The sequence below is a fragment of the Mycoplasma enhydrae genome (assembly GCF_025779955.1).
Taxonomy (GTDB): domain Bacteria; phylum Bacillota_I; class Bacilli_A; order Mycoplasmatales; family Metamycoplasmataceae; genus Metamycoplasma; species Metamycoplasma enhydrae.
Genome location: NZ_JAOXHI010000012.1, coordinates 1 through 14,888, shown reverse-complemented (window position 1 = coordinate 14,888; position 14,888 = coordinate 1). Strand labels below are relative to the sequence as shown.

The window sequence follows — 14,888 nt, the reverse complement described above, 5'->3', positions numbered from 1 at the left end:
CTAATTACTGACTTTATAAATTACTATAATAATATTAGAATACAAATTAAACTAAAAAACCTCTCTCCGTGTCATTACATGAGAAAGGTTTAATTGATTTGTCCACTAATAGGGGACATGTTTAATTTGAGACACCATAAATATATATAGCATTTATTTTTGGAATATTTGAATTTCACATTGGTCTTGAAGAATCGGCGCGCTTATTACCATTTTCGTTTTTACTAAATTTCGTTTCTATTGGAATTATATTTGTTGGAGTAAAAATTAAAAAATCAGGAAAATTCTGAGAACCATAAGGTTGATAAATAAAATGACTTCTTACATTTTGAAACGGATTGGAAACAGGTTCAACAGATGTTTTAGATAAAATACTTTTTTTGATTTTTGTTAATTGAGTAGCAACTTTTGTATTGGAATCATTTTCTAAATTTGCTATTTCGATTAGCCCTTTGCTAAAATTTTCTCCTGGAATTATTTCACTATATGATTTCTTAATTAAATTCCTAAATTTTTGTTCAAACTCGTTACCGTTTGTTACAGCGCTAAAAAAATCTCTTTTTTCTTTAATGTTTTTAAATATTTCAGTAAGCATTATTTTTCCCCTTTTAATTTCATATACTCTTCCACAAAATCGCTAGTAGAAAAACCATAGACCTGTGTGTTGTTTTTTGATAATTTTTCAAAATTAATTTTATTTATAATTTTTCTAGCTTCATTATTCAAAATTTTAACAAAGAAATACTGTCTATTAGTTTTTAAATCTTTAGGGTCAACTATTTTTAAATTGTAATCATAATAGCCCTGTCTATGAACGGCAAAATCTCATTTGTAAATGCTTTTTTCAAAATATTTTAATGTTTGTGGTGTATTGTTGTAAATAAATGTCTGAAAGTCCTCATGCCTTATTACTGGCTTATTTTTAATTCTAATATTTTTGGCATATGTGTTTTTTGTGGTTCAAATTTGAAAAACACACTTTACGCCATATTGCTTATCGTTTAATATAAAAGATTTTTCTAATAAATTTAATGAAAAAATCAATTTTGCTTCAGGTAAGACCTTCTTTTGAATTGAATATCTTTTAAATATATTGGGAAATATCATAGCAACATAATTAGCCTCAGTTAATCCTTTATTCAAGAACTCTAATGCAGTTTTTCCACGATGCCCAAAAGGTGGATTCCCTATAATAAATCTATTTTCACTAAAAGGAATGTGGACATTTAAATAGTCTTGTTTAATTATTTCATGTGATTTTGGATCAATATCATAGGCTAAAATTTTTGTTGGTTTAACTCCTGACGAAACCAACGCATCAATAAAGTTCCCCGTTCCAGCAGACGGTTCTAAAATTTCGTTTTGCAACTGACTAGGAATTAAAGATTGCACAATTTCAATTAAAGAGTTACAAATTATGGGATTTGTATAAAATTGGTCTAATTTAATCTCTTTTTCCATATAGTTACCTTCTCCCTTAATTATTATGTTTTATATTAATCATCTTAAGATTAAAACAAAATATTAAAATATGCACTATTTATATTTTAATATAAACAGAGCGGCATTTAAATTTATATTTTTTTATCTAAAATAACTCCACTTGATTTGTTTCACTTAATTCATTTAATATACCTAATTTCTTCATTTCAGTACATATTTTAGAATTTACTTTACCTCGTTCAATTAGATCTTGAATTGAAAGGAAATAATAATCATTTCGAGCTTTTACTATTGCTTCAGCAACAGTATCTCCTAATCCGTCTATAACTATAAATGGAGGAATTAAAGATTTTGTTTTTTTATCGATTATTCAATCACTAGCTAATGATCTTTTTAAAGATATATTTTGAATTTTAAAACCTCTTGCATATAACTCTTTGGTAATTTCAAAAGTTCCAATAAGCGAAGATTGCTTTGTACTTAGAGGATTTGAACGGTCATTTTTACGTCTTTTATATTCTTCTAATAGATTATGTATTTGATTATATCCTGCTGACATAGTAGATATATCAATAGCATCAGGCCTTATACTATAATAAGCTGCATAAAATTCAAGGGGATAATAAAGTTTATATCAAGCAATTCTTCATGCCATAATTACATAAGCAGTAGCATGAGCCTTAGGAAACATATATTTAATTTTTTTCAATGAGTCAATATATCAAGCTGGTATTTTGTTTTCAACTAACAACTTTTCTTGTTGTTCACTTAAACTTCGACCTTTACGAACTCTTTCCATTATTTCAAAAGCAATTAAAGGGTCGATGTCTTTCTCAATTAAGTTTTGCATAATGTCATCACGACAACAAACACAATCTTTTAGTCTTAAACCTTCTTTAACTAATTCTTGAGCATTTCCTGCCCACACGTCAGTTCCATGACTTAGACCACTCAAGAGTATCAAGTCATTAAAAGTTCGCGGCTGCGCTTCTTTTAACATGCCTCTAACGAAGTTTGTACCAAACTCTGGTAAACCATATGCCCCTGTAGTTTCTCCATCGATAGAATCGGGTTTTATACCTAATGATTCTGTTGTATAAAATAGTTTCATAACTTCAGGATCTGATTTTGGAATGTTCTCAACTTTTGTATTAGTCAAATCTTCTAGCATTTTAATTGTGGTTGGATCATCGTGACCTAATAGATCCAGTTTTAAAACGTTGTCATGAATAGATTCAAAGTTGAAGTGCGTCGTTTTTCAAGGACTACTAATATCATTGGCAGGATAATTAACGGGACTAAAATCTTCTACATCAAATTCCTTAGGAATAATTATAATTCCTCCAGGGTGTTGTCCTGTAGTTCTTTTAACACCTTCTGATTTGCATGCTAAAAAATCTAAAAACATTCTGGATCAAGGCTCTTCTCCTGCTCTAACTTCATGCATATACTTTTCACAAAAACCATATGCTGTTTTAGTAGCTATTTTCGAAATAGTTCCCGCTCTAAAAGTATGATCTTCTCCAAATAGTTCTTTAACTAAATTATGAATTGTGGGTTGGTAATTACCACTGAAATTTAAGTCTATATCTGGCACCTTATTAGCTTCAAAACCTAAAAAAGTTTCAAAAGGGATATTGTGTCCATCTTTTGATAATAGAGTATTACACTTTGGACATTCTTTGTCTTCTAGGTCTCATCCTGAATAAACATTAGAGTTTTTAGATCATTCAAAATATTTACACTTAGAACATAAATAATGAGGTGCCAACGGATTAACTTCAGATATTCCTGCTAAATTAGCAACTATAGAAGAACCTACTGAGCCCCGGCTACCTACTAAATAACCGTCTTCATTAGATCTCTTAACTAGTTTATGGCTAATCCAATAAATAACTGAATAACCATATTTAATAATAGGATTTAGTTCTTTTTCAACGCGTTCAATAATACTTGAATCAACATTATCACCATATTTAATCTTAAGATTTTCATAAACTAAGTTCCTTAGTTTCTTTGGTGAATCATCAAAGGTTGGAACATATAATTTATCTTTAATTACTTGGATTCGCTCAATCTGTGCTGCTATGGCTTTAGGATTATTAATTACAATATCTTTGATTATTTTCTCGTCACCTAAAAATAGAAACTCATCTAACATTTGTCTTGTGGTTAAATATCTAAAATCTGGTTGAGATCTGTTTTTAAGTCAGTGCATTCCTCCACCTAAAGCAGGAGCATTAATGTATATAGCATGAAACAACTTTTGATAATCATAAACATATCTAGCATCCGATGTTGCTACACATGGCTTATTTTGTTTTGAAGCTTTTTTAATTAAATCTTTGTATGCTTCTTGAAGTTGTTCTCAAGTGATTTCCTGATCTTTGACTTCATATACAAAACTACCTATAGGCGGAAGTTCTATATAATCATAATTTTTTATTTCTTCCTCTATTTCATCATCAGTGCCAAATAAAACTTTTTCTCAAAGTCTTGATTGATGTGTCGCTGAGCCAAAAAATAAGTTTTTGTATTGATTTTTATTTTCAATAAAAAATTTTGGACCATTAGCATAATCATCAGTTAAAGAATTAGATAAAATCTTAAACATTTCTTTTAGACCTTGTTGGTTTTTGGCTAGTATTCTAATTAGTGCAGACCTTCGGCGTTTACTTCATAATTTTGGATCAGTATTATTTATTTGTTCAGATGTAAGAATATTATGTTCTTGCGCTAAACGACTAATCATTTTTTGTCATACTTGTGCTAAAACATTAGCATCATAATCAGCGCGGTGAGCAACACTAACATCATAAGCAACATTATGTCTTTTACATACTTTTTCTAGACGATGAATTCTTTCTTCAGTGTCAAGAAAATATGACACTCTTAAAGTGTCTATACACATTAAGTCACTGGTATCTCAATTTCTTTCCTTAAATTTTTGTAAACAAAAGCCCATATCAAAAGAAGCATTGTGAGCTACTGCTATTCTATTTTTTAAAATTTCATAAATTTTTCTTAAGCCTTCTTCTTGGCTCAAACCTGTAATTAGCATGTCGTCAATTATATTTGTAAGTGATTTAATTTTTTCATTTAATTTTTTAGGTGTTTGTAAAAAGAACTGTATTTTTTCAACTTGAATTCCGTTTTTTATAATTGAAGCTCCAAATTCAATAATATCTTCAAATCTTGGTGATAAACCTGTTGTTTCTAAGTCAAATACTACATATTCTGCGGATTTTAAATCAAACGGTTTTTTATAATTAATAAAAATTGTATTTTTGTTTGAAATTGTTGAAACTGTTAGTCCAAAAATAGGTTTAATACTTGGATCTTTTTTTAGAGTATTATAAAAAAATGGAAAACTTTGAACATTATCTAAATCAGTGATTGCAACAGCTTCATGTCCATAGTGTTTTAAAACTTTAATATATTCTTCTGCTGAAGACATACCATCTTGTGCACTCATATTAGTTCTAATTGCTAAATCAATTCTTTTTTCAGGTTCATTATCCTCAGGCAATTTAACAAATGATTCAGTAATTTGATATCAATTTTTACCTGAAACACTTATGTATTTAGCTTTTGTGTATATATCATCTGATAGAGTACCTTCAATATAAATGGTGTCCCCTATTTGTAAATCTAATTTTTCATCATCATTATTTTGAAAACATTTAACGGTAATTGCTTCTTTGTAATCAGATACCTTTAGTGTTACTATACGTTTTTTATTTTTGGTTGATTTATATTCAATAAAATATATTTCACCTTTTATTAAAACTTTAATTTGTTCAAATGTATTTATAGCTGTTGCAATGTCCATTTCAATTGCCTTTTGTTTTGAGGTATAGTTACGTCTTTTTTTAAATTCAAAAGAAGAACTATTTTCAAGCTCTTTACTATTGGCATTCTTTTTAATTTCTGAAACTGAACTAATAAGTTTATTTAGTATATTTCTATTTTCTTCTGATGCTTCACGTAGTTTATAAACTGGTGCTAAAAAATCATAACCAATTTTTGCAATTGATTCTTTTATTAATGCATCATTATTTTTAAATAAATCATAAGTGGATTTAGTTGGTAAAATAAAAGAAATATGTGTGTCACTTAATTCAACGTTTTTAGCTGAAATAAAACTATTAAACTCTTTTAAGGGGTTATTCTTTTTGGATATAACATAAGCTAGATAATCACATATAGTTTGTTTATCCAAAACAACATTTTGAATTTTTAAACTTATTTTAGATTGCGGAAATCTATTGTCTAAGGCTTTAATAAAATTCTTATAGTCTTTAATATTGATTAATTCATCGAATTGAAATTCAAAAGATCAGTTATTTAGACTGCTTGGATTAGGAGTTACTTCCGATATAAAAACACCATTAAAGCTTTCATTAGGCTCAAATTTTATTTCCTTGCATAAGTTTAAAAATCCAATATCTTTTTGTCGCATATGTTTCCTCTTAGTTTATTAATAGTATTGCTGATGTTGCCATAATTACACATGTAAGTGAATCAAATCTATCCATAAATCCGCCATGTCCTGGTATTAGATTTGAAAAGTCTTTTATGTCATATAATCTTTTAATTAATGAAAATAATAAATCACCTAAAATAGAAATAATAGGTAAAACAAATATTCCCACAACTAATTGTTTTCAGTTTGTAAAAATTGTAAATGTTTTATTGTTGGTCATTTTGCCTAAATACATCACAATAAATACAAATAAAGCTCCAAATAAAAAGCCTATAAATGTACCCTCTCATGATTTTTTAGGACTAATTCTAGGTGCCATACCAACCTTAATAATTTTTTTACCTAAAAGTGAGCCTCCTACATAGGCCATTGTATCAGTTACAATTGGAATAATTGCAATAGCAAAAACATAATACAAACTAGCTCAATTGTAAATAAACAAGGTTTTAAATGCTAATGGAATAAAAATTGTGGCAAATAGTGCTACAAAAAAAGAGACGGCAATTTTTTTTGCTTTATATTTAGCTTCTTTGATTGTAAATAAATTAATTAAATATATAAGGCTTATCACAGTGCTTATTATCAATATTTGCAATGTTCTAAAACTAGTCAAAGTATCATTTCCAAAAAACACTGCATGTTTCAGTTGAATTAATAATTCATTAATATCAAACCCTGTTGCAGATTTATTTATAAAAATATTGTTGGAATCATTAGCATTATATCAATCTAAGGGCATTGCTCAAATTAGAGTAGTAAGTAGTGTTATTAAAATGTTTTCTCAACGTTTTAGCACACTATGACTTAACACTTCATAAGTCGCTCAAGCTGCTAAAACAGCAAAAAACGATAAACCAATAATTTTGCCAGGTAGTTTAGCAAAATAAGTAATAAAAAAGAATGGTATTATTATTGAAAATAATATTATTGCTGATTTAATTCTCACTCTTATGTTTTTCATATTAAATATTATATATACCTTTTGACAGTATTTAAATATATATAAAAAATTATTTTTATGTCCAAAAAAGCATAATAAAAAATAGCAAAACTGCTATTTTAAACTGTCATTAATTCCTTTTGTTTTTCAGCAGAAATTGATTCAATTTTTGCTATTGATTTATCAATTTCTTTTTGAATTTGATCTAAATAGTTTTTTTCTAAATCTTCTGAAAGACTGTCATCAGCTTTGATTTGCTTATTTAAATCCTGACGTGTTTGTCTAATAGCAATTTTTGCTTGTTCAGTAATTTGGTTTAGTTGTTTTGTCATTTCTAAACGTTTTTCAGTTGTAATTGGAGGATATATTAATCTAAGTTGGTGGCCTTGATTAACAATATTAATATTTAGTTTTTGGTCAGTAATAGCTTTTTCTACTATTTTTAAAATTGCCATATCATATGGTTTAACCAATAACTCTAATGCGCTTTGTGAACTTATAGAAGCTAGTTCATCTAGGTTCATTCAAGACTCATAGTAATTAATTTTAATCTTATTAATTAAAGCAGGGTTTGCTCGACCAACTGCTAATTTTAAAGTTTGATTTTCATAATTTTCAATCGCTTTTTCAGCTTGTTTTTTTAGTTCTTCAAGATAGAAACTTAATTCCATAATATTTCCTTATTTCTTTTGTTTTGTAATTATTGTATTAGGTATTTTATTTTCAATAGCTCTTAATAAAGCATTAGTTTCATTGATATCAAAAATAATAATATCAATATTGTTATCTTTTGCCATTGAAGCTGCAGTTTGATCCATAACTTTTAAATCTTTTTCTAGAAGTTCATCATATGTTAAAACATCAAATTTTTTAGCTTTCTTATTAAATTTAGGATCTGAATCATATACGCCATCAATATTATTTTTGCCCATTAAAATTGCATCAGCTTCTATTTCTGAAGCATATAGTGTTGAAGCGGTATCAGTTGTAAAGAATGGTCTACCAGTACCACCAGCAAAAATTACTACTTCTCCTGCTTTTAAGTATTTCTTAGCTTTTTCATTAATATAAACTTCACAAACCTTTGGGTCCATTGTTAAAGATGAGAGCACTCTAGAATTTAGTCCATTGTGTTCAAATCCTGATTGTAATGCCAAAGCATTCATTGTTGTAGCTAGCATTCCAATGTAATCTGCTCTTACTCTTTGGATACCATTTTTAGCAGCACTCGTGCCTCGCCAGAAATTACCTCCGCCGACAACAATTGCAACTTCAACATTATTCTTAATGATTATTTGCAATTGCTTTGCAAATTTATCAACTAGTTCATAATCAATTGCCAGGTGTTTTTGTTTATTTGCTAAACCTTCACCAGACAACTTGATTAGCACTCTTTTATACTTATAACTCATTTTATTTAAACTCCTCAATAATATAAGTCTTATAAAATTATATATAATTCGGTTTTTTATTTTAAGAATTAAAAATAAAACGATATTCTGCAATTGCTTATTGCTAAAAGCACAATTCAAAAATTAAACTGTGTTTATGTATTAAAATTGTATTTATGAAACCACAAAATTTTGAAAACAACCAAGAACAAGAAAAGTTTTATTTTTTTGCTTATGACTTAATTGAATATCCTGAATTCTTTAATAAAATGTTTGGCTCTAATGTAATTAATAAAAAAGCAACTTTAAATGGTTTTGTAAAATGCATAAGTAATGACCAACATTATCTATTTATTAAAAAAGATAAACAATGTTCATTGAAAGGAACATTATTTGAAATTTCAAAAGACCAACTATTTCTAGTTGACAGATTTTATAATCTACCTTTATATGAACGTTTTTTAGCTAATGTACTTTCTAATGATGACAATCAAATAGTTGAAAATGTATACGTGTACACTAACATTCAAATTGAAAATTACAAGATAATTAATGATGACTTCAAACCAAGCAGCGATTATGTTGAAAAAAAATATACATGATTCAAAGAAATTCTAGAAGAATCTAGAAACTTAGAAACAATTTATGATTACACATTTGTATACAAGTGTAATCATGATGAAATGTCTCAGTTACAATCTTTGAACTCAACTGTGTCACTTATAGAAATTGGTGTTACCATGAATAATGGTACACAATCGAACATATTATTAATAGGAGCTATAAATCATTTTGTTAAAGACACTCAGGCATATATAACACTAAGTATTTTTAATCACAGACAAAACATGAATCCTCTTTTTTATAAAGATATATTTATGAATCCTTCAAACCTTAGCATTTTAAAAGAAGTTAAATTAAGCTTTGTTGATTGTTCAACCGGTAAGCAAATAGAGTTTTTTAATAAACATAAACCAAGTGTATTATTATCTATGGAATATGATAAGCGTTTTATTAAAACTGATGGATGATGAACAAAAGAAAAAGAAATGATGGGTATTAAAACTCCTGAATTTCACGAGCACCATTGAACAAGATATGATGCTTTATTAAATTTTTTCTTTGATTATAAAGATAAATAGTCACTTTAAATGAAAATGACAGACACTCGTCCGTCATTTTTTAAACTAAATTTTTAGCCTTTAATAATTTTGTCAATTGCATCATCATCGTAGAATTTATCATATTCTAATTCTACATCTGGTCTAACACCATCTTCAATTGATTCGTTTTTAGGACCAAATACTGCATTGTTTGGTGAAGAAATTGTTATTGTTGTACCATCGGCTAGTACAATTGGCATAATAGCAGACATACCACCACCGGTTGTTTTACCAATGATTTTTGCAATACCCATTTCTTTAACAATACTTGTTAATTGGTTAGCAGCACTAAATGTGTTTAAACTTACTAAAAGATGTCAATTATAGTTTTCATAAGCATCGTTTTCGTATTTTCCATCACCGTCTGTATCAACTTGTGATTTAGTTAAATAACCAATTCTGTTTAAAACATCATATTCACGGTTTAAAACTGGTTTATCTGTCATAAATCCTAATGTTCTAACCATTGATTGAACACTGCCACCACCATTAATAGCTAAATCTAGAACTATGTTCTTAATTTCTGGTTTAGCTTTTAGTTGGTTCATTAAGTGTCTCATTAAGAAATATGTGTCATGTTTTCAAGCATCTGGACCTTTAATTTGGTCTTTGGTTCCATCTTCGAAACGTAATAGAGTTACAAATGCTGTGTTACCATGGAATCTAATGTAATCATCTGCTCCAAAGTCACTAATTTTTTTACCAAATTTAGTTTCAAATTTTTTGGTTAGCATTTCTCTATTTTTATAGAATCTTTCACGGTATTCACCGTAGTCATCTGGACTTTTTAGTTTATCTCTTAAAGCTTCGGTTGGATTTGCTTCGTAATATGAAAATGAATTCATTCTTGTATGTAATTCATTTAATTTTTTGTGGAATAAATTAATGTAAGCTTGGTTATATACTTGAGGATCAGTAGATAATAATTTAGCTTTTTCATCTTTACCTATATATTCTTCAAATGATTTAATTTGTTTGTGGTATTTTAGACCATAGAAGTAATCCATTGTAAATAATAGGTGATTGTAGTTTACTTCTCTTTCTTTAGCAGTTGGTTGCTTACCATTTAGAGTTGCCACTTCTCTAATTCTTTTTCTAGCTTCATCTTCTGTTTTGCCAAATGAATCCATACCGGCAAAAATATTGGTGAATGTTACACCATTGTAGTACAAGTTTGTAAATGCTTGTGACATAAATAAAGTATTAAAAATGGTATATGGTAATAAAACTTTGCCGTCTTTATATAGAATGTCAAATTTATATTTGTTTAAATCAAATAGAACACCCTTGTCATCTTCTGGTTTTTCTTCATATTCATTTTTTAAGAATTGACCACTATCGGTTTTTTCTTGAGGTTTTAGAATAAGATAGAAAAATCCTGTGCTTGGTGTATGAATAGTATTTTTTTCTCAGTTAATTTCTAATTGAGCAGCTAATTCTCCACCAATAACAACTTGATATACTTTTCTATTTCTGGTTTCATCAATTGCAGTAGTTATCTTAGAATTGTCGATATATCCATCTAGTGCTTTTAAAAATTCATCTACATCAACGTATGTAACTTCACTTTGATTTTTAACATTATATGCCTTAACATTTTTTTCAGCAATTGTATATTCATCGTTGTAGTTCTTAAAAGTAACGCTTTTTTCTTCAATTTCTTTTTTGTTATCGTTTTGAGGTGCAGCACCATCTAATTCTTTTAGAATGTCTTCGATTTCTTTAATTTCTTTTCTATTTTTTTCAAGTTCTTTATCTTTTTGAGAAATTAATTTATCTTTTTCGTTTATTTTGGCATCTTTTTCTTGGATTTCTTTATTCTTAGATTCCAGTTCAGCCTGTTTAGCGTTAAGTTCTTCCTGTTTCTTTTTAAGTTCTTCCTTTAATTTTGGATCTTCACATCCAGCTGATAATAAAGCTGCTGGAACCACTAATCCAGTAGCTGCTGGTAAAATTGTAAATAATAATTTAGATTTAGTTGATTTTTTCATTTATTGTTTTCTCCTCCTTTTTCTATATTAAAATAAAAACTGTTTTTTTAAAAAGATTTTTAATAATTTTTTTGAACATAATCTTTTATTTTATAAATAAAATAAAAAATAAGACCGAATAATTGTGGTCTTAGATGAGTAAATCTAAAGTTTTAAAAACTATAATAAAAACTTTAAAAAAAGACATTATTTTGCACTAAATAGATAATTAGCGGGCAAAAATTTTGAGGAATAAAATATTATCATTTTTTTGAATTTTTCAACAAAATTTTTAGATCGTTTATTCAGTTTCTATTTTTTTAGCAAATTCAATAAGTTTTAGTTTTGCTTTTTTAACTGCATCATAAGCTCCTGATCTAGTCATTGCTAGTTCAACTCCTATTTCTGAAAATGATAGATCTTCGATTAAATGTAAATATAAAGCTTGTTTTTGCGATTGTGCTAAAAGGTTGCCATATTTTTCATATAACTCAATTATTTTGTTTCTTTCATCTATATCTATCATTAATCCGCTATACCTTTCATTAATCCATATATATATGATTCCAAATCAAATTCAACAAGGTCTTCTATTTTTTCGCCCAAACCAATTAGCTTAACGGATAGATTGATTTCATCTTTAATAGTTAAAACTATTCCACCTTTTGAGGTTCCGTCCATTTTGGTTAAAACAATTCCTGTTAAATTCATTATTTCACCAAAAGCTTTGGCTTGTGAGACACCGTTTTGACCTGTTGTGGCATCTAATACTAGTAAGCTTTCATGAGGAGCGCCTTCAATTTTAGATTCTAGAACCTTGTTAATTTTGGCTAACTCATTCATTAAATTAACTTTGTTTTGCAGTCTTCCTGCTGTATCAATAATTAAGACATCATAATTTTCATTTTGAGCTTTTTCAATTGCTCTATAAACCACAGCTGCAGGGTCTGTTTCATTTTCTAGGGGTTTAACGATATCTGCATTTACTTTTTTGGCTCATATTTCTAATTGGTCAACTGCTGCAGCCCTAAAAGTATCACCAGCTGCTATTAAAACTTTTTTATTATCATTAATTAATTTGTGAGCAATTTTTGAAATTGAAGTTGTTTTCCCTGAACCATTAACACCAACTACTAAAATTACATTTAGTCGATTTGGTTCAATATTTAATTGTGTGTTCAGTATATCATTTGAAGTATAGATTGTAAATAGTTTATCTGCAATTATTTCACTTATAAGTTTAGGATCTTCAATATTTTCATTTCTGACTTCTTTTTTACATTCTTCAATAATTATTTGAACTAATTTGATTGAAATGTCAGACATTATTAGTATTTCTTCTAGATCATCAAAAAAGTCTTCATCAATTTTATTATATTGGTTTTGAAGTTGCTTAATACTTTCAGCAAAAGATGAATTAGATTTTGATAGTCCTGCTACATAGCTATCAAGCTTTTTCTTTTTGTTTAATTCTTTTTCTAATTGTTTTTTTTCTTTAGCTTCAATTTTTGCTTGTTTTTTTGCAATTCTCTCTTCTTTAGTACCAAAAAGTTTTTCTTTTAAATTTGCTCAAAAACCCATATTATCTCCTTAAAAATAAAACTTGTTTAATTATGTTTATAATTTTATATTAAGATTATTTAAATTAATAAATTTATTAAATTATGGAAAAAGAAATTTCGAATAGTACAATAAATAAAACTTTTGAATGAAAGACTGAGTTTAAGTATATTCTTAAACTTTCTTTTCCTATTTTTATTCAAATGTTTTTCTTTGCTATTGTGGGTATTGTAGGTTCATTAGCTACAACGCTTTATAACCGGGTTTATCACTTTGATGGCTCGTATAATGGTTATTATTTTTATTTATTTTCCAAGATTTTTGTTGTTTATAAAATCATAACTTTCTTGCCATTAATTTATCAACTAGGAGTATTGGTAATTGGTTCTAATTTATATAGACAAAATAAACAAAAAGAAATGCTTAAATTAATGTGATCTGCTTTTTATATTTCATTAATTTTAAATTCAATTATTTATTTGATTATATTTTTTAGCGCTTCAAAACTGCTTGAATTTGCAGGAGCTAAAAATGAACGATTATTAAGTTGAAAAACAATTGAGGATTTAAATAAATTTAAGCAAAATTTAAAATTAGCTAACATTAGTGATTTTTCAAATCTTCCCTTAAATCATTATGTATTTAAGGGCGGTATAGAAGGGTCTAAAGTTTTTCAAAACACTAATGTTTATATTGAAGTTATGAGTGAAAACAAATTTGCTACACTGTTTTTAAGAATTTCTTGTCTTGATGTGTTTTTTGTTTCAATTGCTTTTATTTTGAATTCCTTATTGCAAGCAGTTAAGAAAAACAAGCTTGCAATAATAGGTGTTATATCAGCCCCTTTATTTAGATTAGTATGAGTTTTTTGTATTTTGTTTGTTGCTAAAAATGCTACTTTAGCTTCGTTGGAAACAATTTTAGGAGCAATAATTAATATTGTGATTTCTTATATTTTGGTTAAAAAATTTATATTTAAGAAAATGACTATTCGTATCAAACAAACATGAAATAGCGTTTATATAAAAGAAATTTTTAAATTAGGGGTTCCAATTGCTTTGGAAACGGGTATATGGTTTGTATCACAATATTTACTTTCAAAAGCCATACCTGATGCTAATTTAAGTGATAAATTTATTGGGCTTTGACGAGCTACAAATGCGCTATATGATATTTTTGCAGCTTATTTATTAGCTTTGGCTTATGTCACCTCTTCGGTAGTTGCTACAGAAATTGGAAGCAAAAACATCAATCGAGCCAAAGAATTTGGAATATTAAGTTTTAAGATGGGTTTAATTTCACAATTAATATTTTCAATAATCGGAATTAGTCTTACAAGTCCATTATTTAGCATATATTCAATTGACAAAGAATTAATTAATAAATATTGTTATTTTTTAATGGCTATTTTTATGGCTAAATCAATATTAGATGTTGGACCATTAACTCTGTTAAGAGCGCTATGGGGATCGGGCGATGTTTGAATGCCAAACCTTGTTTCATTATTAACAATGATTGGGCTTCAAATATCGCTAGTATATGTACTAATACTGTTTAAATCACCTTTATTAAGTAATGGTTTATTTATTATTTTCTTAGGCTTAATATCTTTAGCAGATCCTTTATTTCGAACACTTCTTTATTACTTTAGATGAAATTCAAATGTGTGAACAAAATATGCAAAAACGCTATAAATTTGCATATTTTTTGTTTTTTTGTGAAATTTAGTTTTTCTAATTTTCAGCATTTTTTTTACATTTTAGGCCCAAAAGTGCCCCAAAATCATCAAAAAACCTCTAAAAACACCAATATATATATATATATATGAAATTAGGTATAATTAGGCATTATTTTAAATACAAATAAAAAGAGGTTTTATGAATAACTCAATTAAGAAAAAGAAAACAGCTATTATTGTAGGAGCAACAGCCAGTG

The 14,888-nt window shown here is 27.6% G+C and carries 12 protein-coding genes; 3 read left to right on the top strand and 9 right to left on the bottom strand.

The annotated features are described in order from the left end of the window. Positions 1-3: 3 nt before the first annotated feature. Positions 4-93 (top strand): IS3 family transposase, encoded by a 90-nt coding sequence (locus OF364_RS03095; protein ID WP_373422513.1) that lies wholly within the window; start codon positions 4-6, stop codon positions 91-93. A 28-nt stretch (positions 94-121) separates the two neighbouring features. On the opposite strand, the gene OF364_RS02885 is transcribed toward OF364_RS03095, so the two are convergent. From OF364_RS02885 to pyrH, 6 genes are all read right to left on the bottom strand, one after another. Beyond that, the gene (locus OF364_RS02885; RefSeq protein WP_263774121.1) at positions 122-595 is read right to left on the bottom strand and encodes a hypothetical protein; all 474 of its coding nucleotides are present in this window, start codon (positions 593-595) and stop codon (positions 122-124) included. Further along, the gene (locus tag OF364_RS02880) at positions 595-1,461 is read right to left on the bottom strand and encodes a hypothetical protein (RefSeq protein ID WP_205851414.1); all 867 of its coding nucleotides are present in this window, start codon (positions 1,459-1,461) and stop codon (positions 595-597) included. Before OF364_RS02880 ends, OF364_RS02885 begins: the two co-directional genes overlap by 1 nt. A gap of 127 nt (positions 1,462-1,588) precedes the next feature. Beyond that, positions 1,589-5,905, bottom strand: coding sequence for a PolC-type DNA polymerase III (locus OF364_RS02875; protein ID WP_263774120.1), 4,317 nt, complete (start codon positions 5,903-5,905; stop codon positions 1,589-1,591). Between the two features lie 10 nt (positions 5,906-5,915). After that, a complete protein-coding gene (locus tag OF364_RS02870) occupies positions 5,916-6,890 on the bottom strand; it encodes a phosphatidate cytidylyltransferase (protein ID WP_205851412.1) in 975 nt (324 codons plus the stop codon). A 98-nt stretch (positions 6,891-6,988) separates the two neighbouring features. Beyond that, positions 6,989-7,540, bottom strand: a complete 552-nt coding sequence (locus tag OF364_RS02865) for a ribosome-recycling factor (RefSeq protein WP_263752686.1) — start codon at positions 7,538-7,540, stop codon at positions 6,989-6,991. Between the two features lie 9 nt (positions 7,541-7,549). Continuing rightward, positions 7,550-8,281: a UMP kinase gene (gene pyrH, locus OF364_RS02860; protein ID WP_205851410.1), complete on the bottom strand. Its 732-nt coding sequence runs from the start codon at positions 8,279-8,281 to the stop codon at positions 7,550-7,552. A 155-nt stretch (positions 8,282-8,436) separates the two neighbouring features. Here pyrH and OF364_RS02855 point away from each other — a divergent pair, with 155 nt between their 5' ends. Next, a complete protein-coding gene (locus tag OF364_RS02855; RefSeq protein WP_205851409.1) occupies positions 8,437-9,402 on the top strand; it encodes a hypothetical protein in 966 nt (321 codons plus the stop codon). A 53-nt stretch (positions 9,403-9,455) separates the two neighbouring features. Here the strand turns inward: OF364_RS02855 and OF364_RS02850 are convergent, their stop codons facing one another. The 3 genes from OF364_RS02850 to ftsY all read right to left on the bottom strand — a co-directional run bounded on the left by OF364_RS02850 (position 9,456) and on the right by ftsY (position 12,974). Continuing rightward, positions 9,456-11,414, bottom strand: a complete 1,959-nt coding sequence (locus tag OF364_RS02850; RefSeq protein ID WP_263774119.1) for a S41 family peptidase — start codon at positions 11,412-11,414, stop codon at positions 9,456-9,458. 280 nt (positions 11,415-11,694) lie between these two features. Further along, positions 11,695-11,919 carry a hypothetical protein gene (locus tag OF364_RS02845; RefSeq protein ID WP_263774118.1) on the bottom strand — a complete coding sequence of 75 codons (225 nt, stop codon included), beginning with the start codon at positions 11,917-11,919 and terminating at the stop codon, positions 11,695-11,697. Beyond that, entirely contained in the window at positions 11,919-12,974 is a 1,056-nt protein-coding gene (gene ftsY / locus OF364_RS02840) for a signal recognition particle-docking protein FtsY (RefSeq protein WP_263774117.1), read from the bottom strand. The genes OF364_RS02845 and ftsY overlap by 1 nt, the downstream gene beginning before the upstream one ends. Positions 12,975-13,057: 83 nt before the next feature. On the opposite strand from ftsY, the gene OF364_RS02835 reads away from it, so the two are divergent. Further along, positions 13,058-14,647: an MATE family efflux transporter gene (locus tag OF364_RS02835; protein WP_263774116.1), complete on the top strand. Its 1,590-nt coding sequence runs from the start codon at positions 13,058-13,060 to the stop codon at positions 14,645-14,647. Positions 14,648-14,888 lie beyond the last annotated feature (241 nt).